Source organism: Vibrio sp. PID23_8 (assembly GCF_003584965.1).
In the GTDB taxonomy this organism is placed as follows: domain Bacteria; phylum Pseudomonadota; class Gammaproteobacteria; order Enterobacterales; family Vibrionaceae; genus Vibrio.
Window position 1 is genome coordinate 162,039 of the sequence record NZ_LIXE01000006.1, and the last position, 25,664, is coordinate 187,702.

At 43.3% G+C, this 25,664-nt stretch carries 20 protein-coding genes; 11 read left to right on the forward strand and 9 right to left on the reverse strand.

The window, feature by feature from the left end; all coding sequences use genetic code 11:
• Positions 1-53 precede the first annotated feature (53 nt).
• The 6 genes from AK966_RS12530 to AK966_RS12555 all read right to left on the reverse strand — a co-directional run bounded on the left by AK966_RS12530 (position 54) and on the right by AK966_RS12555 (position 7,269).
• Positions 54-272 (reverse strand): DUF2835 domain-containing protein, encoded by a 219-nt coding sequence (locus tag AK966_RS12530; protein WP_099077954.1) that lies wholly within the window; start codon positions 270-272, stop codon positions 54-56.
• A 74-nt stretch (positions 273-346) separates the two neighbouring features.
• Positions 347-2,953 (reverse strand): aminopeptidase N, encoded by a 2,607-nt coding sequence (gene pepN / locus AK966_RS12535; protein ID WP_099077953.1) that lies wholly within the window; start codon positions 2,951-2,953, stop codon positions 347-349.
• 232 nt (positions 2,954-3,185) lie between these two features.
• Entirely contained in the window at positions 3,186-3,851 is a 666-nt protein-coding gene (locus AK966_RS12540; protein WP_099077952.1) for a hypothetical protein, read from the reverse strand.
• Between the two features lie 208 nt (positions 3,852-4,059).
• Entirely contained in the window at positions 4,060-6,054 is a 1,995-nt protein-coding gene (gene prc / locus AK966_RS12545) for a carboxy terminal-processing peptidase (protein WP_099077951.1), read from the reverse strand.
• A 17-nt stretch (positions 6,055-6,071) separates the two neighbouring features.
• Entirely contained in the window at positions 6,072-6,698 is a 627-nt protein-coding gene (gene proQ, locus AK966_RS12550; protein WP_119464261.1) for an RNA chaperone ProQ, read from the reverse strand.
• 97 nt (positions 6,699-6,795) lie between these two features.
• A complete protein-coding gene (locus AK966_RS12555; protein ID WP_099077949.1) occupies positions 6,796-7,269 on the reverse strand; it encodes a GAF domain-containing protein in 474 nt (157 codons plus the stop codon).
• A gap of 90 nt (positions 7,270-7,359) precedes the next feature.
• On the opposite strand from AK966_RS12555, the gene AK966_RS12560 reads away from it, so the two are divergent.
• The 4 genes from AK966_RS12560 (at position 7,360) to rsmF (ending at position 14,650) form a co-directional block, all read left to right on the forward strand.
• Positions 7,360-9,156: an ABC transporter ATP-binding protein gene (locus AK966_RS12560; protein WP_119464262.1), complete on the forward strand. Its 1,797-nt coding sequence runs from the start codon at positions 7,360-7,362 to the stop codon at positions 9,154-9,156.
• A 24-nt stretch (positions 9,157-9,180) separates the two neighbouring features.
• On the forward strand, positions 9,181-10,428 hold the full coding sequence (locus AK966_RS12565; RefSeq protein WP_119464263.1) for a paraquat-inducible protein A: 1,248 nt from the start codon (positions 9,181-9,183) through the stop codon (positions 10,426-10,428).
• On the forward strand, positions 10,421-13,075 hold the full coding sequence (locus tag AK966_RS12570; protein ID WP_119464264.1) for an MlaD family protein: 2,655 nt from the start codon (positions 10,421-10,423) through the stop codon (positions 13,073-13,075). The genes AK966_RS12565 and AK966_RS12570 overlap by 8 nt, the downstream gene beginning before the upstream one ends.
• Positions 13,076-13,213: 138 nt before the next feature.
• A complete protein-coding gene (rsmF, locus tag AK966_RS12575) occupies positions 13,214-14,650 on the forward strand; it encodes a 16S rRNA (cytosine(1407)-C(5))-methyltransferase RsmF (RefSeq protein ID WP_119464265.1) in 1,437 nt (478 codons plus the stop codon).
• A 281-nt stretch (positions 14,651-14,931) separates the two neighbouring features.
• Here the strand turns inward: rsmF and AK966_RS12580 are convergent, their stop codons facing one another.
• Positions 14,932-15,765 carry a S1 RNA-binding domain-containing protein gene (locus tag AK966_RS12580; protein WP_099077944.1) on the reverse strand — a complete coding sequence of 278 codons (834 nt, stop codon included), beginning with the start codon at positions 15,763-15,765 and terminating at the stop codon, positions 14,932-14,934.
• A gap of 182 nt (positions 15,766-15,947) precedes the next feature.
• Here AK966_RS12580 and AK966_RS12585 point away from each other — a divergent pair, with 182 nt between their 5' ends.
• Positions 15,948-17,300, forward strand: coding sequence for a hypothetical protein (locus tag AK966_RS12585; RefSeq protein WP_099077943.1), 1,353 nt, complete (start codon positions 15,948-15,950; stop codon positions 17,298-17,300).
• Between the two features lie 28 nt (positions 17,301-17,328).
• On the opposite strand, the gene AK966_RS12590 is transcribed toward AK966_RS12585, so the two are convergent.
• Positions 17,329-17,811: a PaaI family thioesterase gene (locus AK966_RS12590; RefSeq protein ID WP_119464266.1), complete on the reverse strand. Its 483-nt coding sequence runs from the start codon at positions 17,809-17,811 to the stop codon at positions 17,329-17,331.
• Between the two features lie 384 nt (positions 17,812-18,195).
• Between AK966_RS12590 and AK966_RS12595 the strand changes: the two genes are divergently transcribed.
• Positions 18,196-19,248, forward strand: a complete 1,053-nt coding sequence (locus tag AK966_RS12595) for a 3-deoxy-7-phosphoheptulonate synthase (protein WP_099077941.1) — start codon at positions 18,196-18,198, stop codon at positions 19,246-19,248.
• A 32-nt stretch (positions 19,249-19,280) separates the two neighbouring features.
• Positions 19,281-19,763 (forward strand): YajQ family cyclic di-GMP-binding protein, encoded by a 483-nt coding sequence (locus AK966_RS12600; protein ID WP_099077940.1) that lies wholly within the window; start codon positions 19,281-19,283, stop codon positions 19,761-19,763.
• A gap of 97 nt (positions 19,764-19,860) precedes the next feature.
• On the opposite strand, the gene AK966_RS12605 is transcribed toward AK966_RS12600, so the two are convergent.
• Entirely contained in the window at positions 19,861-20,781 is a 921-nt protein-coding gene (locus AK966_RS12605) for a bifunctional precorrin-2 dehydrogenase/sirohydrochlorin ferrochelatase (RefSeq protein WP_119464267.1), read from the reverse strand.
• Between the two features lie 459 nt (positions 20,782-21,240).
• On the opposite strand from AK966_RS12605, the gene AK966_RS12610 reads away from it, so the two are divergent.
• The 4 genes from AK966_RS12610 (at position 21,241) to AK966_RS12625 (ending at position 25,570) form a co-directional block, all read left to right on the forward strand.
• Positions 21,241-22,269 (forward strand): amino acid ABC transporter substrate-binding protein, encoded by a 1,029-nt coding sequence (locus AK966_RS12610; RefSeq protein WP_099077938.1) that lies wholly within the window; start codon positions 21,241-21,243, stop codon positions 22,267-22,269.
• Between the two features lie 223 nt (positions 22,270-22,492).
• Positions 22,493-23,698 carry an amino acid ABC transporter permease gene (locus AK966_RS12615; RefSeq protein WP_099077937.1) on the forward strand — a complete coding sequence of 402 codons (1,206 nt, stop codon included), beginning with the start codon at positions 22,493-22,495 and terminating at the stop codon, positions 23,696-23,698.
• 1 nt (position 23,699) lies between these two features.
• Positions 23,700-24,797, forward strand: coding sequence for an amino acid ABC transporter permease (locus AK966_RS12620; RefSeq protein WP_119464268.1), 1,098 nt, complete (start codon positions 23,700-23,702; stop codon positions 24,795-24,797).
• Between the two features lie 23 nt (positions 24,798-24,820).
• A complete protein-coding gene (locus AK966_RS12625) occupies positions 24,821-25,570 on the forward strand; it encodes an amino acid ABC transporter ATP-binding protein (RefSeq protein WP_099077935.1) in 750 nt (249 codons plus the stop codon).
• The last annotated feature ends 94 nt before the right edge of the window (positions 25,571-25,664 follow it).

Genomic DNA, 25,664 nt, shown 5'->3' on the forward strand with positions numbered 1-25,664 from the left:
ATGTCCGATTATGTGACTAAGATTCCTATTTAACTCTCTAGGAATATCAGCCATCACAGAGTTTCTAACTTTAGAAACTTATTATTTTGGTCAGTTGTTAGTCTAAAACGACCTTTAATGCCTAATTGACTAAGAAATGGTCGGAATTTTGATGTGGCGAGTTGCAGCCTTAAGCCATTATCGGTAATGACTTGTACCGAACTGGCAGCACCAGAATAGTGTGACAGAAATGTTTGATAAGAGATGTTGAGAGAGAAGTAATACTGGTTCATGGACGCGGATTTTGATCGAAACAAATAGTTAAGGAATGCGGGTGATCATAACGACCACCCTATTCTTTTGTCGATTATTCGTCTAGTGCTTTAGTCACTTTCTCGAATAGATCGTTGGCTAGATTGTCCATCGCTTTCAGTTTCTCTAGCTCGGCACGAATCAGCGCTTGGCGACCTTCATCGTATTTGCGGAACTTAAGCAGTGGATCAATCAAACGAGAAGCCACTTGTGGGTTAGTGTCGTTCAGTTGACGAAGGATCTCACCTGCAAACTGATAGCCAGAACCTGATTTGTCATGGAATCGAACTGGGTTTGCATTTAGGAACGAACCAATCAAACTACGTGTACGGTTCGGGTTCTTTAAGCTAAACGCTTCGTGGTTCATGGTCTCTTTCACTTTCTCAAGTGCATTTTCTACCGGGTTGCTACCCTGAAGAGCAAACCATTTGTCCATCACCAAGCCATCATGTTTCCACTTGTCACTGTAGTCCGCCATTAACGCTTCACGACATTCCAGTTGAGCATTGTTTGCTGCGTTCATTGCTGCAATTGTGTCAGTCATATTATTTGCTGACACGTATTGCGCTTTTGCTAGCTCGTTACCTTTTTCAGTATGAGCCAAGAATTGTAGACATTGGTTACGCAGTGCGCGTTTGCCGATTGCTGCATGCTCGATACTGTAATCAGCTTGGTTCAATGCGTGATATGTCGCACTAAATTCATCTTCTAGCGCGTTAGAAAGTGACACTGTAATTCTATTCAGTACGGTATCTACTGCATCAATATCAATCTGCTTGTACCAGCCAGTGATTTCGTTGATCGAAGGCAGAGACAGAACTTGTGCGATAAACGCAGGTTCTAGCTTCTCATCCAGAAGCACACCACGAAACGCGTCGATTAGCTCTTCTGAAAGTTGCACCTCACCACCCGTTTGAACGTTGGTTACGTTTTGACGAATGTACTTAGCGAGTAGCATTTGGCTTGCATCCCAACGAGCAAAATCGTTCGTTGCATGCTTCATCAAGAAGAACAGCTCTTCATCGCTGTAGTCATACTCCAGTTTCACTGGTGCAGAGAACTCACGAAGTAACGATGGTACTGGTTGTTCAGCTACATTTTCGAATACGAAGGTTTGTTTATCTTGCTTCACATCCAACACATTATGAACCGAGTCACCATTGATCACCAATGGGATCACGTTGCCGTTTTGTGCGTAGAGTTCGATATCAAACGGAATGTGTAACGCTTGTTTTTCTGATTGGTCGTGAGTCGCTTCAGTAAACTGCTCAACCGTTAACGTGTAAGTTTTTGCGTCGGCGTTGTATTCACTATTTACACGGAGTGTTGGCGTACCAGATTGGCTGTACCACAAACGGAACTGCTTAAGGTCAACGCCCGTAGCATCTTCCATTGCTGAAACGAAGTCTTCACACGTTGCGGCTGTACCATCATGACGTTCGAAGTATAGCTTCATGCCTTTTTGGAAACCTTCTTCACCAAGAAGTGTGTGGTACATGCGGATCACTTCGCTGCCCTTTTCGTACACAGTTAGCGTGTAGAAGTTATTCATTTCAATAACTTTATCTGGACGAATTGGGTGTGACATTGGGCTTGAATCTTCCGCAAATTGTGGGCCACGGATAATACGAACGTTGTCTATACGATTGACTGCACGTGAACCAAGATCCGATGAGAACTCTTGATCACGAAATACCGTTAGACCTTCTTTCAAGCTCAGTTGGAACCAATCGCGACAAGTCACGCGGTTGCCAGTCCAGTTATGGAAATATTCATGACCGATCACCGCTTCAATACCCAGGTACTCACGGTCTGTTGCTGTTTTTTCATTAGCAAGAACGAATTTCGAGTTGAAGATGTTTAGTCCTTTGTTTTCCATCGCGCCCATGTTGAAGAAATCAACCGCCACGATCATGTAGATATCAAGATCGTACTCTAAACCAAATCTGTCTTCGTCCCACTTCATTGAGTTGATAAGCGAGGTCATTGCGTGACCTGCACGGTCAAGGTTGCCCTTGTCGACAAAGATTTCTAAATCAACTTTACGACCTGAGGTTGTAGTGTATTTATCACGCAGAACGTCAAAGTCACCGGCAACTAGAGCAAATAGGTACGCTGGTTTTGGATGTGGGTCTTGCCACTGCACCCAATGACGACCGTTTTCTGCGTCACCTTCTGCAATACGGTTACCATTACTTAATAAGTATGGGTAAACGCCTTTGTCTGCAATCACTTTTGTTGTGTATTTCGCGAGAACGTCTGGACGATCTAGGGAATATGTAATGCGACGGAAACCTTCCGCTTCACATTGCGTGCAGAATGCACCACCAGATTTGTACAAACCTTCAAGTGCTGTATTAGCTTCTGGGTCAATCTTAGTGATGATCGCTAACTCAAACTCTGCAGGCAGATCGGTAAGAACTAATGACGTTTCTTTTACTTCATGGTGTGACCAGTCTTCACCATTCACTTGGACAGAGCGTAACTCTAACCCTTCGCCGTCTAGCACTAACGTGGTTGACTCACCTTTTTGTACTACTTTGGATACTGCGGATACGATGGTGTCGTTGTCATGGAGATCAAACGTCAAATCGATATCAGTAATCGTATAAGTTGGCGCGGTATAATCTTTGCGATATTTCGCTTGAGGGGCTTGAGACATGTCCATAAATCCTTGTATATAGAATCACAAAAATACCAAGACCAGAGGATCAAACACCTCTTACTGGTATCACGATATAAGCTATTTGTAGAGTTTGTGGTATCAGAATACAAGTCTTTCTATAAAAAAACGGAGCTTTTAGTGGCTTAGCTCCGCTTTCTGTTTAACATTTAAGCAACAATAGGATATTTCACTATTAATTAACTACCGTGAAATAGTGACGTTAGATCATTTAGGGGCTTACTCGGTTAAGCACCGCGTACATCTCACCGCTAGAATCTTCTATCGTCAGCTCATTTTTCTTGAGTTTATAGGTTGTGCCTTGCTCACCATTTTCATACAAGAGAACCAAATGGTCACCTTCAGTGTAGTAGACCCCCTGCTTCACTGACTCTTCACCCGCTTCGTTGGAGACACGAAACATGAAGACAAAATCTGGCTGCAGTATCAGATCCATTTGGTTGATGTTATTTGCTAACATCACATCTCCAGCCAAATGCGAACTCGACCAAATACCAGCAAGCGCGTTGGGCAAACCTTTGGTAAAGGTCACACCATTTAGATCGAGCGTGTTGTGATTGTTTCGGTAAGCATAGATTTGAGGTGCGTCTGTATTTAAGCCAAGTATTATGGTGTCTTCATTGGCATTATAAAGCCCTTCCCAGTGATCGATGGAGTAATCCGTTTTTTGAATATCGATAGTGAAGGTATAGTCCGACCCCAAAGTCAGCTTGATCGCACGAAAATTCTCTTCGGAATCCTTTGGATTGGGATTCATTAAATACCAATCTCCAATGAGAAAAGGTGTATCAAATTGGCTCAATTTGTCTTCTTTCGTGTCTTGGGCTCCAAAGGCAGCGAAGCAACAAAAGCTAAGTAAAATAGTGGTCCATTTCATATCGGTCCCCTTATGCTTTTCTTTCAGCTTAGGCTTTAGAACTCAATTATGCGATAAATTTGATCTATATCACGTAATTTATTGGGGCAAATTAAGCGTATGAAGCACTCTTTTACACACGATACTTATCGAGAAAAAAGCATAAAAAAAGAGTGAGTCACGATAACTCACTCTTCTATCTCACTATTATTAGCCGTTATGACTGTTTTTAGCTTTTGATCATGTCAACTGTAATAGCGATGGATTCATCTAAATAAACGTCCGGTGCTTCATAGTCTTTGGGTACATCATCCAATGACTTGAACGTTTCTTTCCCAAGAGCCGTCTGACGTTTGTTGATACGATTCAAACGAAGCGTGTCTGCTTTATCTGATTCTTCTTCACGAACTTTTTCATTGAGCGACAGATAATTATCGTCTTTTTCTTTACGATACTTTTCAATGTCTTCATTGATGAAGCGAAATTCCATCTCATCAGCCACACGCTTAGCGTGACGTTCAGTTAAAGAAGTAATCAATGTGTCATTGCTAGGGAACATTTGATATTGAGCTTTATCAATGCTATCCCAAGGGAGTGCATTGTCTTCAACACTTTCTCCGGTTTCGCTCGCTTCAATCGCCGTTGGATAGGCGATATCTGGCGCGACACCACGGTTCTGAGTACTGCCACCATCAATACGGTAGAACTTTTGAATCGTGTATTGAACATAACCCAGTTCTTTATCAAACAAATCATAGATATGATTCAATGAACGGTGCTGCTGTACGGTACCCTTACCGAAAGAATTTTCGCCAAGAATGACTGCGCGGTTGTAATCCTGCATTGCTGCGGCAAAGATTTCAGAAGCCGAAGCACTGTAACGATTAATCAATACCGTTAGAGGGCCATCGTAACTGACTTTACCATCAGTATCAGCATTCACTTTGATACGACCGTAACTATCACGAACTTGCACTACTGGACCTTCTTTGATGAAAAGTCCCGTCAATGCGGTCGCTTCTGTTAACGCACCACCACCGTTGTTACGTAAATCAACAATGATACCGTCCACATTTTTCGTTTTGAGCTCTGATATCAGCTTATCAGTATCTTTCGACAATCCAACATAGAAACTTGGTACTTCTAGAACACCAATTTTTTTCCCATCTTTCTCGATGATTTCAGATTTAACTGCGCGATCTTCCAAACGCACTTTGTCACGCATAATAGTGACAACGTAACTCTTCGCTTCTTTGCCCTCAGGTAGAATCTGTAAGTTCACTTTCGTTCCTTTCGGACCTTTTATAAGTTGAACTACATCATCTAAACGCCAGCCAATGACATCGACGACGTCTTCACCATCTTGGCCAACACCGATAATTCGGTCACCTTCTCCAAGCTGCTTACTCTTAGACGCAGGTCCACCAGCAACCAAAGAGCGAATGACAGTATAATCATCCGTCATTTGTAAAACTGCACCAATACCTTCAAGGGACAAGTTCATCTCTGACTGGAATTGCTCAGCATTACGCGGAGAAAGATAACTCGTATGCGGATCCACCTCACGCGCAAACGCATTCATGTATAGTTGGAACGCATCTTCGTTTCGGGTTTGAGTAATACGTTTCATCGCATTGTTATAACGCTTCTCTAAAACCTCTTTAATTTCTGGCCACTCTTTGCCAGTCAGTTTAAGGTTGAGTGCATCGTATTTAACACGCTGGCGCCATAACTCATTTAACTCTGCTTCATCCTTCGGCCATGCGGCTTCAGAACGATCCAATTCGATAAAGTCTTCGGTATTAAACTTAATCTCGTTATCTAATAGAGTCAGAGCGTAGGCGAAACGATCAAAACGCTTCTGCATCGAAAGGTTATACACATCAAACGCAATCTTGTTGTTGCCCGCTTTTAGCTGGTCATCAAGGCTGATTGACCAATCGTTAAAAGCGTTGATGTCATCTTGAGTGAAGATATTCTTGTTATAATCAAGCATTTCCACATAGCGTTCGAAAATCGCTTTGGAGAAATCATCATTAAGATTGAAATGCTTATAATGAGAGCGAGTAAAGCGAGATGTCACACGTTTGCTGGCAGTTTCATGTTGAACTTCAGGAGAAAGAACTGGCAGATCATCTCTGTTTAATTTGGCCTCGAGAGCCTGAGCTGAAGCTGCTAGCAAAAAGCTAGCAGCAATCAGTGTCATTTTTGAACGGCAATTCATGCGTAGGAGTATCTCCTTTATGCGCGCAAGTGCTCCGCTTTTACAACCATTTGTAGGCCGTTAGCAAGTTGAACACGTACATCATCCTTATTGATCTCAACAATGGTCGCAGCCATGTTTCCTTTGCCCATGTTCACGTTAACTTCATTGCCAACGGTAACTTCATCAGCGTTTAGTGCACGTGTTTCTACAGGCTTTTCTTGTTTCTGTGTCTTTGCCTTGCTTGGACGACGAGGCTGTTGTGGCTTTTTAGCCGCAGGTTTTGCTTTTGCCTTGCCTTCTTCGCGAGCTTTCTGTGCTTGGTCTTTACGACGAGCTTGAACCTTCGCTTTGCTCTCTGCAAGCGTTGCTTTCGCGTGTTCTACGTGTTCTTCTTCTAGCTCACCACATGGGTTGCCATCTAAATCAACACGTACCGCACCTGGTTTTACACCGTGCAGGTAACGCCATGATGAAGTGTACTGTCTTAACGCTGCACGAAGTTGAGTTTTGCTAACTTTTTCGTCGTCATTTAGACGTTCCGCTAGATCTTGAAAAATACCAATTTTCAAAGGCTTTGCTTCACCTTCTAAAGTAAAGCACTTAGGGAAACATTCAGCAATATATGCGATAACTTCTTTGCTGTTTTTTAACTTTTCAGTCATGAGGGTTCCTGGTTTGAGCGGATTTCCGCGAAGCATTAAGAAAAATATTCTCGTATTATAGTGAGATGCCAAGGAAAAACCACACTCGCGGACGAATTTATGCGTTGTTCGCGTGTGAATTAAGCAGCTTTTCTACTTCAACCATGAAATATGTGAGACCTTCTTCGTCTATTTCATTGAATCGACCAACGCTTGGACTGTCAATATCTAGCACTCCGGCGACTTCACCATTAATCGAAAACGGAATCACAATTTCTGAGTTACTCGCCGCATCACAAGCAATATGCCCCTCAAACGCATGAACATCGTACACTCTTTGTACACTATTTGCTTGTGCAGCAGTACCACAGACACCTCGTCCCATTGCGATGCGTACGCAAGCTGGCTTACCTTGGAAGGGGCCAAGAACTAACTCATCTCCTTTCAAGAGGTAAAATCCAGCCCAATTGAGGTCTTCTAACTCCATAAAAAGCAGAGCACTTAAGTTTGCGAGATTCGCAATGTAGTCTGTTTCTGACTCGATCAGTGCAACTGCCTGCTTGGTAAGTCTTTGGTATTGTTCTATATTCATATTAACTTCCTACTTTTTATTTAAGCTTCCATTCTCTTAGTATGGCGCTAAAATGCAGCCCATCTTTAATAGGACTTATTCTCAATTATAATGAATTCTCGAAACGACACTATTAGCCGTTCTTGGTTGATAACACAAGTGAAAAAGCACAAGTCCAAGCTGATTGTTGCGAACTTGATAGCCGTTCTTGCGACCTTGGTTAGTGTTCCAATCCCGCTTCTTATGCCTTTGATGGTCGATGAAGTCTTATTGGAAACACCCGCATCTGGTGTTGCTGCGATGAACGCCATATTACCCGATACGTGGCACACGCCTACGGGCTATATCTTTTTTACACTCTTTTTAGTTGTCCTTATGCGAGCTAGCGGGCAAGCGCTTAACATCCTTCAGAGCCGTCAATTTACTCTCGTTTCCAAAACGATCACTTACGAAATGCGCAGCAAAATGATCGATAAACTCGGTCGCATCAGCATTCGCCAGTATGAAACGAAAGGTAGCGGAGGTATTAACGCTCATCTCATTACGGATATTGAAACGATTGATCAGTTTATCGGTTCGACGCTCGCAAAATTCGTTATTGGTTTGCTTACTGTGCTTGGGACTGCGATTGTCTTGCTTTGGCTTGATTGGCGCCTAGGTCTGTTCATTTTGTTGGTCAACCCTATCGTTATCTATTTTTCTCGAAAATTAGGTAGCATGGTCAAACATCTCAAGCGTAAAGAAAACCACTCGTTCGAATTATTTCAAAACCGATTGGTCGAGACTCTCGATGGGATTTACCAATTACGTGCGGCCAATAAAGAGCGTGAGTTTCTCCAACAGTTAAAAACCAGTGCAGACCAAGTACGAGTTGATGCGGATAAATATGCCTGGCAATCCGAAGCAGCTGGTCGCGTTTCATTCCTGCTGTTTCTAATTGGCTTTGAATTATTCCGCGCCGTCGCCATGTTAATGGTTGTGTTTAGCGATCTCACCATTGGGCAAATTTTTGCTGTATTTGGCTATTTGTGGTTCATGCTCTCTCCTGTTCAAGAGTTACTTGGTATTCAATTTTCCTGGTACAGCGCTAAGGCAGCTTTAACACGCATTAATGACTTATTACAACTGGAGGAAGAAGATAGACCCGTTTCAAAGGTAAATCCTTTCAGTGGTCATCGAGAAGTTGATGTGAAAATTGAAAACGTCAGCTTTTCTTACAACAATGAGAATAAGGTATTAAACCTTCTTTCAATGCACATCCCCGCGGGAAATAAAGTGGCGCTGGTCGGCGCAAGTGGTGGGGGTAAATCAACGCTAATCCAATTGCTGATTGGCGTTTATCGACAGAATACGGGAACGATTCGTTATAATGATGAGCTAACCGAAGACATTAGTTTCGAAGTAATTCGAGATAAAATTGCTGTGGTATTACAACAACCTATACTATTTAATGACACCTTAAGGCATAATCTGACTCTAGGTGGTCATTTTGATGAACTGTCTTTGTGGCACGCACTTGAAGTTGCTCAGTTACAAGATGTGATCGCTCAGTTAAACCACGGCTTAGATACACAAATTGGACGTAACGGTATTCGCTTGTCAGGCGGACAGCGTCAACGACTCGCGATTGCTCGTATGATATTGAGTAATCCACAGTTTGTTATCTTAGATGAAGCAACATCAGCGCTGGACACCGCTACTGAAGCGGCACTCCATAAAGCATTAACCGAATTCTTACACGGTAGAACGACTCTGATTGTCGCGCACCGTTTATCCGCCGTTAAGCAAGCAGATTTGATTTATGTGCTTGAAGATGGAAGAGTGACACAAACAGGTACTCATGGTGAGCTCGTCGAGCAAGAAGGCTTATATCAAACCTTATATGGGGGCATTCAGTCCCACGCATAAAGCGCTATTTGTTGAGAGATCGGCATGACCTCTCTGCATAAGCATGCGATGCAACCAAAAAAAATCCGTCTCTGCCAAGGTTGCGAGCTGCCTGTCGATATAATTCCATTACCCGATGGTAAGCTTGCACACTGCCCTCGCTGTGGGCACGAGTTATATCGTGGCGGCAATCCAAGTTTATCTGGTAACCTCGCAATCGCGATTACTTGCCTTCTTCTTTTCGTACCCTCTCACTTTTTCGATTTCATCAGCATCCGACTATTTGGTGTCATGATCCCTGCAACATTACCGTCCGGTATTATTGCGCTAATGCAAGAGGGCTTTGTTCTTCTCTCCTTACTGATTTTATTTTGTAGTTCTTTAGCCCCTTTGATCGTCTGCACTTCCGTTGTTGTCGCACATTTATCTCTATACCAGCGTTGGTTCAGAGGACTACAGGTTTCACTTTGGCTCACTCAGCACTTCAAACACTGGGCGATGATTGACGTGTTTCTTGTCAGCATCGCTATCTCATGCTTTAAATTACAAGACTACTCGGATATTTATGTAGGCCCAGGCCTTATCGGGTTGGTTTTACTCCAAATATCAACAGTATTACTCATCTCTCGATTCAGTGCTCGGCGCTACTGGGAAGCATGGAAAGCGGAATCCTCTTATGTTTTTAAACATAAAGATGTCCACTGTCATGAATGTCATTTGTCACAACCCGAAGGTGATCAGTGCCAACGTTGCCATCATACGCTGCACCATCGTAAACCACATTCTATTCAAAAAACATGGGCGTATTTGATTACGGCAGGCATCGCTATTTTCCCTGCCAACTTGATACCCATTTCCATTTTAATTACCAATGGTCAGCGCTTAGAAGACACGATTTTCTCCGGAGTTGCAGCACTCATAAAAAATGGGATGTACGGTATCGCGTTTATCATCTTTGTTGCCAGTATTGTCGTACCAGTCGTGAAGATACTCGGACTTGCTTACATATTGTTATGCATCAAGTTCAAACGTTCCGTGTTCAAAAGACAACGAATGATGGTCTACTTTGCTATCAAGTGGATTGGCAAATGGTCGGTCATGGATTTGTTTGTTATCTCCATCATGATGACCTTAGTCGATCGTGGTCAAATTCTCGATTTTACACCTGGATATGGCGCCGTCGCTTTTGGTTTAGTTGTCGTATTCACAATGCTTGCCGCTGATAGCATTGACCCTAGGCTTATCTGGGACCAAGTCCCAAATCAATCACAAAAAGAGTCAATTAATGAGTGATCAGAATAATTCTCAAACGTCCTACGTACCCGATGTAAGGAGGAGCAAAGGCATCTCTCCCCTTTGGCTTTTACCAATTCTAACCATAGTGCTCGCCGGATGGTTAGTCGTCAAATCACTTCATGATGCCGGTCAACGTGTACAAATATACTTTTCAGATGCCGCGGGCTTAGTCGCGGGGCGTACGACTATCCGTTATCAAGGTTTAGAAGTCGGCATGGTAAGAGACATCAATTTGTCGAAAGATCTAGGCAGCATTTATGTGGATGCCGATATCTACCCAGAGGCGACAAAACTGCTTAACGAAAAAACACGATTTTGGTTAGTGAAACCAACGGCGAGCTTGACCGGTGTAACTGGGTTAGATGCGCTAGTTTCTGGTAACTATATTTCGATTCAACCTGGCGACAGTAAAGAATTTGAAACTAAGTTCCACGCCCTTGAATCCGCACCAACCGATCTGCATGTTACTCAAGGTTTAAATATTAAACTGAAAAGTCTTGACCTAGGCGGAATCTCAATCGGTTCACAGATTGTGTATAAAAAAATCCCAATTGGTGAGGTGTACAGTTATCAACTCAATGATGATGCAAAGTCGATCACCATTCAGGCAAATATCCAAGACCAATACAGCCACCTTATAAACAGCCGTAGCCGTTTCTGGAATGTGAGCGGTGTGGGCGCAAGCATTGGTTTTGAAGGCGTTGATGTTCGACTAGAGAGTATGAGTGCGCTGCTCAGTGGCGCTATTGCGGTGGACTCCCCGGATGATGGCGAACCCGTTAATGAAAATACTCAATTCCGACTGTACAAAGATCTAAAAACCGCTGGTCGTGGTATTCCTATCAAAATCACCTTACCTGATGACAACAAAATCAGTGCTGAAGGAGCCCCGATCATGTATCGCGGCATTGAAGTTGGTCAAATCACGGATTTAGGCTTGTCTGAGGGACGTGAAGTCATTTTAGCCTCTGCAGCGATTCAACCAGCGTTTAGCGACATGCTCACTTCAGGCACACGTTTCATTTTGGAAGAAGCAAAAGTTTCTCTATACGGTGTGGAAAACATTAGCAATTTAGTTCGCGGTAACTTCTTAACTATCGTGCCTGGTGAGGGAGACCGTTCTCGTCGTTTCACCGCCATTCGTAAAAACGTTTATAACCAGCAGCAAGAAAGAACCGTCGCGATTCGCTTGGTTTCTGATAACTCTTTCGGCCTAAGCAGTGGTGCGAATGTACTTTACAAAGGCATTGTTGTTGGCTCTATCATCAAGGTTGGCCTGCTTGATAAAGTCCAAGCTAAAAAAGCGCAGCATGAGGTCTTTATGGATGTACTTATCGACCACGAATACAAGCATCTCATCAAGTCAGACAACCGTTTCTATGTCACTGGTAGTGCGTCTGCTGAGCTAACCGAATCCGGCTTGAGTGTTACCGTTCCACCAGCAAAACAGCTTTTAAGCGGTTCGATCAGTTTTGTTAGCCAAGGCGACAAAGGTATTCAAAAAGAGTATCAGCTCTTCCAGAGCGCATCACTGGCAGAGTTAGCCCAATACAACCAAAGTGGCTCGAAAACCTTAACCTTGTTCGCCACTGAACTGCCGCCAATTTCAAAAGGCAGCCCTCTACTCTATCGTAACCTGCCTGTTGGTAGCATTTCTAATTTTAACTTGGTGGATGGTGGCGTCATGGTGAAAGCCACCATTGAAAATCGTTACGCTCACCTTTTGACGACACAAACCGTATTTTGGAATCGTTCAGGCGTAGAGATTGATGCCTCACTTGCTGGCGTAAGTGTCAAGGCGCACCCGTTAAAGTCTTTAATTAAAGGAGGCATTGCTTTTGACTCTATACCAGGGATCGAGAATAAAATCGGGTCACGTTGGAAGCTCTATCAAGATCAAAGCCATGCGAGAAAATTTGGCCGCGAGATCGCATTAGAAACGGACGGCACCCAAGAAGTCACTAAAGGTACACCTATTAAATATCAAGGTGTGAAGGTAGGCGAAGTGACGCTTGTTGTACCCAATTTCCGTCGAAAAATCGTAGAGGTCACTGCTCGAATATTACCTGAATATGTAGAAAATATTGCCGTATCAGGGACGCATTTTTGGCTTACAGAGCCCAAGATTGGTCTAGACGGCGTGAAGAATCTTGATGCGATAATCTCTAAATCCATCAGTGTCGAGCCTGGTCAAGGTACTGCGAAATTTAAATTCAAACTTGAACCGATGCGCCATCACGAGCAAGGCACCTCGTTTACCTTACAGAGTGAACAAAGAGGTTCAATTCAAGTCGGCACTCCTGTTCTTTACCGTCAAATGGAAGTCGGTCAAGTAACGAGTGTACGCTTGGGTGACTTCGCAGACCGGATTATTACACAGATTGAAATTCAACCTAAGTATGCTTATCTCGTTCGTCAAAACAGTGTGTTCTGGAATGTTTCCGGTGTCGACGTTTCTATCGGTATTACAGGCGCAAACATTAAAGCAGGCACGATTGATAGCTTAATGAGAGGCGGGATTGCCTTCTCTACACCAGAGCAATCGCAAATTTTACCTGCAGCTAAACCAGATCACTCTTTCTATCTCTACCCTAAGGCTGAAGACGATTGGGCCCACTGGCGGACTGCCATTCCAAAACCATAATGGGTTTACCATCACGTGATTGAGTAAAGAGCAGCAAACAAACGTTGCTCTTTTTTATTTCCCACACCATGCGAACTATTCGTTTCTGTGTCGCTTTCGTATATCATTTGCGGCAAATTCTGCAATCGAGATTTTACTTTGCATTCTAACGTTTACATCCCAGACGCGTTTCTGGAAAAAATCCAAACTATCCTTCCAGCCCACCTCAATATGGAAGACTTTGTCGCTGCATGCCAAAAACCTCTGCGTAAGAGCATTCGTGTTAATACACTGAAAATTGGGGTTGAAGCATTCCTGCAACGTGCAGAAGCAAAAGGTTGGAAACTATCACCCGTACCTTGGTGTGAGACAGGTTTCTGGATTGAAGCGGATGAGTCTGTTGTACCGTTAGGCAATACCGCAGAACACATGTCTGGTTTGTTTTACATTCAAGAAGCAAGCTCAATGATGCCCGTATCGGCTCTATTCATGAACGATGAATCTTATGATGCAGTGCTAGATACAGCGGCAGCACCAGGCTCAAAAACCACTCAAATTGCCGCTTTAATGAACAATCAGGGTATCTTAGTTGCTAATGAATATGCAGCGAGCCGCGTTAAAGTGCTGCACGCCAATATTGAACGTTGTGGCGTCCGCAATGCCGCTCTAAGTAACTTTGATGGACGCGTATTTGGTGGTTGGTTACCTGAAAGGTTTGACGCGGTATTGTTAGACGCGCCATGCTCAGGTGAAGGCACCGTTCGCAAAGACGAAGATGCCATGAAAAACTGGACACAAGAGTCAGTGCTTGACATTGCAGGCACCCAGAAAGATTTGATTGAAAGTGCATTTCACGCCCTAAAACCTGGCGGCGTGATGGTTTATTCAACTTGTACATTAAGTACCGAAGAAAACCAACAAGTCTGTTATCACCTCAAAGAGACGTTCGGGGACGCCGTCGAATTCGAAAGCCTTGAAGGTTTGTTTGAAAACGCTAGCGCATCCCTGACCGAAGAAGGCTTTTTACACATTTTCCCTCAGGTTTATGACTGTGAAGGTTTCTTTGTCGCTCGTATTCGCAAACTTGCTAGCGCTGAAGCTCCTAAGGTGAAAAAGCGTATGGGTAAATTCCCATTCACAAAAGCTTCCAACAAAGAATTTGCAGAGATTTCAAAACAGCTTCTCACTGCGCTAGATATCACACTACCTAAAGACAGCGCCGTTTGGCTTCGTGACAACGATGTGTGGCTATTCCCAGATGCTCTAGAGCCAATGATCGGGGAACTGCGCTTCTCTCGTATGGGCATTAAAATCGCAGAAGCTCACAAAAATGGTTACCGTTGGCAGCATCAGGTAGCCACTGCTTTAACGACGGGGTCAGAATCCAACGCGATTGAGTTGACCATCGAAGAAGCGCGTGAATGGTATATGGGCCGTGATGTTCGTCCACAGAATATGTCTGTTGATACAAAAACAAGCAAAGGCGAAGTGTTTGTAAAATACGAAGGTGCAATCATTGGCCTTGGGAAATGGGTCAGCAATCGCATTAAAAATGGTTTACCAAGAGAATTGGTTAGAGATAAAAATCTATTTTGATTGTGCTTAAGACTTTATAAGCAAATGAAAAGCCATCGTATTTACGGTGGCTTTGGGGCTCTATAGCATGATTAGGAATGGGCTCACTAGCGATCCGAGTGCCCTGTACTAAACTGAATGTATCAAAGGTAAGCTTTGATAGGCATTTCTCTCTATGTTCACCAACTTACCACGTTGGTCAACGAGTTTAGCGCGGGCTCTAAAGAGCCGTTTCCCCTAGGCCCAAAATAAGGACGAATTTGGGCCATTTTTTTGGTTGAAAGGCTCTCTATAAAACGAGCTTAAGCAAGACGAATTCCGTCTTTCTCAATCACGATCTTGCCCTGTTTGTACAAACCACCGATAGTCTTCTTAAAAGTACCTTTACTGGTACGGAAGGCGTCAAAAATCGCTTCTGGCGCTGATTTATCATTCAAAGGAAGGAATCCCCCCTTCTTCTCTAACAACTCAAGGATCTTGCTCGACAGGTCATCCATCTTTGCTACACCGACTTTTTGTAGCGCTAAGTCGATTTTACCATCTTCACGAATTTGCTTAATGTAGCCTTTTAGTTGCTTGCCAATAAACAACTTGCCGAATACATCTGATGGGAAGATCATACCCCAGTGTTTACCGTTCACAATCGCCTTATAACCTAACTGGCTACGCTCTGCGATAATCAAATCAACTTGCTCGTTAATTTCGTAATTCGCAGGTGTTTTATCTAGCAACTTGTTGAACTTTGTTGTACCGACGATGCGACCAGACGCTTTGTCCGTATACACGTAAACTAAGATGTTTTGACCTGGAGCAAAGCGAGCACGTTGCTCACTAAATGGGACCAGAAGATCTTTCTCTTTGATTCCCCAGTTAACAAACGCACCCGTTTGGTTGATGCCTTCAACGGTCATTAAGCCCCATTCGCCTACTTGAGCGATTGGCTTTTCAATGGTCGCAGCTAGCTGGCTTTCCGAATCGAAGTAAAGAAAAACGTCGAGGTGAACGCCAATTTCGGTACCTTCAGGTACATGCTTATTAGGCAGCAATACCGAGCCGTACTCATCACCATCCAGAAATACACCAAAATCAGCCTTTTTAGTGACTTCTAAGCTGTTAATTTGACCAATTTTAATCATTGAGTTTGTCTCTTTTTAAATTTAATTGGAATTATACCCAAACTAACAAGAAAATCAGAGAGAAATACACACCTCTCTGTTATGCTGTCATGGTTCAACAATTTATCCTAGCTGACCTTAAGTTGCCACGTCCCAAGGACGCATATCGGTATAGAACGCGTTAGCAAAATCAGGAGCTTTCCTTGGTCACCGTCGACAAACAGGATTCGATCACCCTAAAAATTAGCCATGCTTTGGCAAAGAGTAAAACACTCGACCTAGATATCTACATTTTTGTCCCTGGCGAACTTGGTTTAAATGCCGATATCATCAGTGAGTCTGAATTCTATTACACCTCCATCACGCAAAAACGTGCTTACTACAGTACAGAAGCGCTGCTCCCACTTGTTCACAGCCGATTAGCAAAACGAGGCCGCTTATCCAATCAGCAATACCGAGTCAGTTTAAGCCTTTTTGCTTATCAATACGTCATCGCTTTAGATAAAGCAGTGGCGGCGTTGAACAAACATGAGAGTGACAGCGTAACAGGCGAGGAAGTAGATGACGTTATTGAGCTGACCATCGATATCTTGAAACGACTTCGACGTTCAATTCCTTACGAAGAAAACCTAAAACGTTACTATGTCAATATCGATAACTATTTGTCATGGTATACCGAACAAAAGTTCTTATCCCTTGTCGCACACCTCCCTCGTGAAGGTGACTATAGTACGATTAAAGAACGCCTCATCATACTCTGTGAGAAAGAACAAGCGCACCGAAAGCTGAATAACTACAATTCAGCAAGCGTAGTTGAAGACGTCACTCGATTGTCTAATAAAATGCGATTGTTACGACGTTTGATTGAACACCCAATCGTACTTAGCGAAAAGACGACATCAATGGGTAATAACATCAAGCGTGCGATCAAAGGAATAGCGACAGGCTTAGTGATGGTCGTGGTGACTTCAACCGTGATTCTTGCTCGCGATTATCTTGGTGAGATTTCCGCGTCGTTCATTATTGCCATGTCGTTTATTTACGCATTACGTGAAATATTCAAAGACGATCTGCGCGATGCCATGTGGCGTTGGATTCGTAAAGGCAAGCCCAAATGGCGTAAGAAATACATGGATCCAACAACCAAAAAAGTCGTTGGCCGTAAATTAGAATGGCTCGATTATCGCTCGTTATCGAGCCTGCCAGATCGTATTCAAAATATCCGCAAGAAGCGAGTTGTACAACGCGAAGAACAGATTCTTCATTATCACGCTAAGACTGAAATGACGACATCGATGTTTTTAAGTGGTTATGAGCAAACACGAGAAATATTGAACTTCAGTTTACGCCCTATTATCCGTTTAATGGATAAAAGCACAAACCGAGTTTACCGCTTACATGATGGGCAAGTCAGTAAAGAATCCGTCGAGAAAAGGCATTTGCTCAATGTGATTGTCAAAGAAGACAACCACACCGATGCCCCCGTATTCTATCGATGGAAAGTCGTTTTGAATCGTTCAAAAATCGTCTCTATCGAGAAAATCGAATTGAGTTAATTGGCCCATTCAACATCAATTAAGCAGCCTAACGTTGGGCTGCTTTTTTAATCGATAATGTCAGAGAGAATTCAGCCATTGGTTCATCACCATGAATACTTGGGCATAACGCGGTGATCTTAACATCCTGATTTACCCGCTCACCCGTTTCTAGCGCGGTACGCAACATCTCATCAATTACTGGACCATCGTAACACACAAAATGCACATCACCTTCAGGGCGTTTTAAGAAATCGGCATTCACTCCTTTAAATGCTAGCGAAATTTTTTCTCCCTGCTCTTGCGCTTTACTCATGGCGAGAAAGCCGCCAGCCACATCAGCTCCCACCGCTAACGCGCCGAAATACATACTATTGAGATGGTTCTTAGTTCTTCTTCTAAGCGGGATCCTCACTTCTACATGCTTGTCATCAATGGCGAGTATCTTTGGTCGACAAAGCCAGATAAGTGGGACTTTAGAAAAACCGAAAAGATTGAGATAAAGATTCGCACGGCGGACTGCTGATAACATTTTGGTCTCCTTACCAAGCTAGTCTGACCAGTTAATCAATGAAGATAAAAAATGTCAAAGTAATGTTGATGATTAGTTGTCATTGATTAAAAAAAACCTTCTTTAGCGACAGTGTCACTGATGATTAACTCGCACTATTCCCTTTAGTTTGGAACAATCAACCTATTCACACTGTTAGTATTTCGAAAAAATTGTTATACATCCAAACAACCATGTATTGATATCGTAAGCGATTCTTACAATTTATATATAAGTGTATTCAATGAATATCAACGCCTTTGAATACAATTCGATATTAACTAGAGAAGAATCCCGTTAAACGGTTTATTCCTAAGTGTAATTCCGTTATCTTTACCGCTTCGCAATAGAGAATAAAGCTATAACATGCCTATTAAAACAGATGAATTGAGAACCCAACCTTTGGGTCCGATGCCTACCCCCGCTGAACTTGGAAGCGTGCACCCTATCACTGACGATGTCGCAGAACGTATAGCTCAATCTCGCCGCCAAATTGAACGCATTTTATCCGGTGAGGATGATCGTATTCTTGCTATTGTGGGCCCATGCTCAGTACATGACACAGATGCAGCGCTAGATTACGCTACGCGCCTAAGTCAAATTCAAGATAATTACAAAGACGAACTGTTTATTGTGATGCGTACTTACTTTGAAAAGCCTCGTACAGTAGTTGGTTGGAAAGGTCTCATTACCGACCCTAACCTAGACGGTTCTTACGCGCTTGAGGCAGGTCTGCACAAAGCTCGTAAACTACTACTGGATATCAACAAGCTTGGTCTTGCAACCGCTACTGAGTTTCTTGATATGGTCACAGGCCAATACATTGCTGATTTGATCTCTTGGGGCGCGATTGGCGCGCGCACGACAGAATCTCAAATCCACCGTGAAATGGCATCAGCGCTATCTTGCCCAGTTGGTTTCAAGAACGGAACGAACGGTAATGTGAAAATTGCTATTGATGCGATTCGTGCAGCCCAAGCGTCACATTATTTCTATTCTCCAGATAAGAATGGCCGTATGACCGTATACCGCACCAGTGGTAACCCTTATGGTCACATCATTTTACGTGGTGGTGAGAAAGGCCCTAATTTCGATGAGGCATCGATAAAGCAAGCGTGTGATGCACTCGCTGAGTTTGGTCTGCCAGAGCGTTTGATTGTAGACTTCAGCCATGCGAACTGTCAGAAGCAGCACAGAAAACAAATCGATGTTGCCGCAGATATCTGTGATCAGATTAAATCAGGCAGCACTCGCATAGCTGGTATCATGGCAGAGAGTTTCATCATTGAAGGCAACCAGCCAATGACGGATATTAACAACCTAACTTATGGTCAATCGATTACTGATCCATGTTTAGGTTGGGATGATACCGTGACTATACTGGATATGCTGTCAGATGCGGTAAAATCCAGTAAATAATTTCCCTATAACAAGATAATCAAGGAATCTCCATGCCATCGTTTGATATTGTTTCAGAAATCGATACCGTTGAACTTCGTAATGCGGTTGATAACGCTAACCGTGAACTGTCTACTCGTTTTGATTTCCGCAATGTGAATGCGAGCTTTGAGCTAGTAGAAGAAAACGTAAAAATGTTAGCGGAAGGTGACTTCCAACTAAAGCAAATGCGTGACATCTTGCGTGGTCATTTAGCAAAACGTAATATTGATGCGAATGCAATGGACGCACAAAAGCCTGATATTACAGGCAAGAACTGGCAACAAAACATCGTTTTCCGTCAAGGTATTGATACACCAACAGCGAAAAAAGTGGTTAAGCTCATCAAAGACGCGAAGTTAAAAGTTCAAGCTTCTATTCAAGGCGATAAAGTTCGCGTTACTGGTAAGAAGCGTGATGATCTACAAGCAACGATGGCGGCTATCCGTGAAGCGGAACTGGGTCAACCATTCCAGTTCAACAATTTCCGTGATTAAGCACTATTCTCCACGTCATTAGTTGTTTGACGTAAAATTGAAAACGCCGACAAGTAACTTGTTGGCGTTTTTGTTTGCATCGGTGTAGGCGGTTCAATCAGATAACTAAGTCTTGCCCTTGAAGTAACGAGAACTCACTCGTGCCCTGACGTATAAATACACATATACGCAAGTTTTGTTCTTTTGCCTTCGCCAGTCTATCGGATAACTCTGCTGCACATGTGAACGCTTCTCGTTCTGCATCTCGCCTAACCAGCTCCATCACATCAGCAGCACACTTCGTCGAATACAGAACAGATTCAGCTTGTTGCATATATCGCACCGCTTTAATCGGCAGCATTTCGACGTCAGCACCTACCTGAATCCAAGTACAACTGCCTTTCTCATCCAACGGTTTTGCCATTGTGTGCTGATAGATGGCTTCCAACTCTCGATTATCACGCGCATTTTCTACCTCTGGATTAGAAAAATAGTTCTCCCAGAACTTTCGACGCAGATCGACACTCGGTAACGCTTCTTTGATCGAGTTTCGTTTGGAGTTAGCAAATTCTGCAATTAATCCCATATTCTGTGGGAGGATTGATTCAAGCTTTTCCCGAATATTACGAATCAGTACAGGGGATGCGCCACCACTTGAGATAGCAATTTGAATGCGCCCGCGATTTATCATCGAAGGTGTAATAAAGTCACAATATGGTTTGTCGTCTACAACATTAACTAGGATTCCTAGTTCCTTTGCATCTTTATAAACTTGGTGATTAATCTCTGGGTTATCAGTCGTCGCCCATACTTGGACAAATGTTTTAGTGACAATGTCACTAGAATAAAAGCGTTGAATCCAACTCACTTGATGCGAATCGACCAATTGGGCCAGGAAGTCAACAAGTGTTGGAGATACAATCGTGACGTCAGCTCCTGCTTTAAGCAACGCTTCAACCTTACGGCTCGCAACCTCACCACCACCGACAATAAGCACTGGCTTGCATACTAAATCTAAGAACAGGGGAAAGTATCGCATTTCAATCCATGATGATTTCAATTAACTGTCTAGACTCATGCTACCAAAAACTGGGCAACCACTTCACCAAGTTTCGATATCAAAAATAATTTTTGTTCGAATTTCATGCTAACTCAGTTTCGCACAACTGCTGACACTTTTAAGAACAAACAATTATTCTACAGTTTACTCAACCAGACTATCGATTGTTCTGACGCACTGAATTAACCACTTGTTGCACTATTTACAACTGTTTTACATTTCGTCATTCTAATTTGTAGGCATTTTGTGATTCTCTTCAAAACCCTTTTTAAATTATATATTTGAGAATTATCAGATCCTTTTCTACGCTTATAACTGGTTGATTTATCGATTGTCGTTTATTCGTAAAACAACCATCTAGGACGATAACACTAATAAATTGGACACGTTGTATCAGGTCGCTCCTGATTAAACATGGATCATACAGGAAGGATACAAATGGCAAATAAATTAACAGTTCTTGCTTCCGTAGTAGTGGCTTCCACTGCCATGATGTCAATGTCAGCTCAAGCAGCAGGCACTACTTTGGACAAAGTCACAAAGCAAGGTTTTCTTACATGTGGTGTCAGTACTGGTCTACCTGGGTTCTCCAACCCTAACTCAAAAGGTGAGTGGGAAGGTATCGACGTAGAATATTGCCAAGCAATAGCTGCCGCTGTGCTTGGGGATAAAAGCAAAGTGAAATATGTTCCTCTTACCGCGAAAGAACGTTTCACAGCATTACAATCAGGCGAAATCGATGTGCTTCCTCGTAATACCACTTGGACACTTCATCGTGATACTGCTCTTGGTCTCAATTTTGTTGGTGTGAACTACTACGATGGCCAAGGTTTTATGGTTAAAAAGGATCTTGGTATTTCAAGTGCCAAAGAACTTGATGGCGCTTCAGTCTGTGTACAGTCGGGAACAACGACAGAGCTTAACCTAGCAGACTACTTCCGTAATCAAGGCATGTCTTACAAACCGGTCGTATTTGATACTGCAGCACAAACATCCAAAGGTTTCGATGCTGGTCGCTGTGACGTACTCACTACAGACCAATCTGGTCTTTATGCCCTTCGTTTAAACCTACAAGACCCATCTTCAGCAACCGTGCTTCCTGAAATCGTGTCTAAAGAGCCTCTAGGTCCGGTTGTTCGTCAAGGTGATGACCAATGGTTCAATATTGCAAAATGGACACTATTTGCAATGATTAATGCCGAAGAATACGGCGTTACCTCAAAGAATGCCGACAAAATGTTGAAATCAACCGATCCAAACATCAAACGTATTCTTGGTGTAGATGGTCCGAAAGGCAAAGGTCTTGGCATTCGTGACGATTGGGGCTACCAAGTTATTAAGCAAGTCGGTAACTATGGTGAAAGCTTCGAGCGTACGGTGGGCACAAACTCTCCTCTACAAATTTCTCGTGGCGTCAATGCGCTTTGGAATGCGGGCGGTTTCATGTACGCACCACCTATCCGATAAGAGAAGCGATATAGGGCGGTTAGTGCCGCCCTTTTCTTGATCATATCCGTCTCGATCAGTTAGCCATCAGCCAGCACGAGGGCACAATCTCTTAAAACAGCACCTGATTATTATAGTTTGCCGCTTCAGCAAATAAAACTGTCATCCTGTTTTCAGCGAATAACTTACGAATGGCTGCTGGTTTCATAGATATCTATAGATATAGGTTTGAGGTTATCGCTGTATGAAACCGACGAATAATGCATTACTAACTACGATGTCCAAGCCAAACGAAAAGAAAAGCTTGATTTATAATCCAGTTTTCCGTTCTGCGCTTTTTCAAATCATTGCGATTGCTGCTCTGGTTTTTTTCTTTTACACCATCATTAATAACGCACTTACCAATCTTAACGCTCGTGGTATTGCAACTGGGTTTGATTTTTTAAACCAAGAGGCGGGCTTTGGGATTGGGCTCACTCTTATCGAATATGATGAAACATTCTCTTACGGGAGAACTTTTTTCATCGGCCTTCTTAACACCGCGTTAGTCTCTGTTTTGGGGATTATCCTCGCAACCATTATTGGTTTTGTTATGGGTATCGCACGACTTTCTTCCAACTGGCTCATCAGTCGTCTTGCAGCGGTTTATATCGAGACCTTTCGTAATATCCCTCTTCTTTTGCAAATCTTCTTCTGGTATTTCGCAGTTCTACAAGCCCTACCCTCGCCTAGACAAAGTATCAGCCTAGGTGAAGTCATATTCTTAAATGTTCGTGGTCTCTTCTTACCATCTCCTGTAATGGGACATGGCAGTGGTTTTGTTATTGCCGCATTTATTTTGGGCGTGCTTGCAAGCCTACTGATTGGACGCTGGGCTAAAAACAAACAACGCTTGACTGGACAACAAACACCAATGGTCCGGATTGTGCTAGGCTTAGTCGTTGGTCTTCCACTTTTGGTATATTTCTTAGCTGGCATGCCTATCTCTCTCGATTACCCTGAACTAAAAGGCTTCAACTTTCGTGGCGGTATTAGCATCATTCCGGAATTAGCAGCACTGCTTCTGGCTCTGAGCGTTTACACCGCCTCATTCATCGCAGAGATTGTCCGTTCAGGGATAAATGCAGTAAGTCATGGTCAAACCGAAGCGGCGATGTCTCTCGGTCTACCTCGTGCCAAAACGCTTAAACTTGTTGTCATTCCTCAGGCTATGCGCATTATCATTCCTCCACTCACTAGCCAGTACTTAAATTTGACTAAGAACTCTTCATTGGCGATGGCAATTGGTTACCCAGATCTCGTGTCCGTTTTTGCAGGAACAACACTTAACCAAACGGGCCAAGCGATTGAGATCATCGCCATGACTATGGGGGTATATTTAACGTTAAGTTTGATTACGTCTGCGTTAATGAACGTGTACAACCGTAAAGTAGCATTGGTGGAGAGATAATATGAGCACACATCAGTTTCAGCCTGATCTCCCACCACCTTCAAATACTGTCGGTGTGGTTGGTTGGCTACGCAAAAACTTATTTACTAGCCCACTAAATTCTTTCATTACGCTTATTCTTGCGTACTTCGTAATTGCTGCACTTTGGTCCATTATTGATTGGGCGTTTATCAATGCAGATTGGATTGGTTCAACGCGCGACGATTGTAGTCGTGATGGCGCATGTTGGGTGTTCATCAGTGTGCGATGGGAGCAGTTTATGTACGGCTTCTATCCAGAAGCGGAGCTATGGCGCCCTCGCCTGTTTTACATTACGTTAGCGATCTTCACGGCGTTGCTGGCCTATGAGAAAACACCTAAACGAGTTTGGATCTGGCTATTTTTCGTCAACGTCTATCCATTTCTAGTTGCGGCACTGTTATATGGTGGCGTGTTTGGGCTTGAGGTGGTAGATACACACAAATGGGGTGGCTTGCTCGTTACTCTGATCATTGCGCTCGTGGGTATCGTTGTATCACTGCCAATCGGCGTTGCATTAGCATTGGGCCGACGTTCAGAAATGCCAATTATTCGCAGTATTTGTACCGTATACATTGAAGTTTGGCGTGGCGTCCCACTAATCACTGTATTGTTCATGGCATCGGTCATGCTGCCGCTGTTCTTAGCCGAAGGCTCAGAAACCGATAAACTCATTCGCGCTCTGATCGGCGTGGTGATGTTTAGTGCCGCTTACATGGCCGAAGTGGTTCGTGGCGGTCTGCAAGCGATTCCTAAAGGCCAATATGAAGCCGCCGATGCACTCGGTTTAACGTACTGGAAGAAGATGGGACTGATCATTCTGCCCCAAGCGCTTAAGATCACCATTCCATCCATTGTGAACACCTTTATCGGTCTGTTTAAAGATACCAGTCTTGTACTTATCATTGGTATGTTCGACGTACTTGGTATTGGACAAGCTGCGAATACCGACCCGGAGTGGCTTGGATTCGCAACGGAAAGTTATGTATTTGTCGCGTTAGTGTTTTGGGTATTTTGTTTTGGCATGTCGCGTTACTCAATATGGCTTGAAAACAAACTTCATACCGGTCACAAACGATAACTCATTAAGATCAAGGACGTATTATGACGCAACATCAAGATTACATGATCCAGTTAAAGGACATGAATAAATGGTATGGTGAGTTTCACGTACTGAAGAACATCAACCTTGAAGTCAAGCAAGGCGAAAAAATTGTCATCTGCGGACCATCGGGATCAGGAAAATCAACCATGATTCGCTGTATCAACCGCCTAGAAGAACATCAAGCGGGCAGCATTTATGTCTCAGGTACAGAGCTCACCGAAGATTTGAAAAACATCGAAGCGGTTCGCCGCGAAGTTGGTATGTGTTTCCAACACTTCAATCTATTCCCTCACCTAACGGTCTTAGAGAACTGCACGCTTGCGCCTATCTGGGTAAAGAAAATGCCCAAAGAAGAAGCGGAAGCGGTCGCAATGCAATACCTTGAGCGCGTTAAGATCCCAGATCAAGCTGACAAGTACCCAGGACAATTATCTGGTGGTCAACAGCAGCGTGTAGCGATAGCGCGCTCTCTGTGTATGAACCCGAAAGTGATGTTGTTTGATGAACCGACGTCCGCACTTGATCCAGAAATGGTTCGAGAGGTGCTAGACGTAATGGTAGAATTGGCAGAAGAAGGCATGACGATGCTTTGTGTAACACACGAAATGGGCTTTGCTAAAGAAGTCGCTGACCGTGTTATTTTCATGGATGCCGGAGAAATCATTGAAGAGAACAACCCAATTGATTTCTTTGAAAATCCTCAGTCAGACCGAACTCAAAACTTTTTGGCTCAGATTCTTCATCACTAACAGTAGCTTGAGAATTTAGATAAAATGAAAAGCGCTGACATTAAATCAGTGCTTTTCATTATTCAACCATGCTCTCAAGTTTATTGTTACGAAA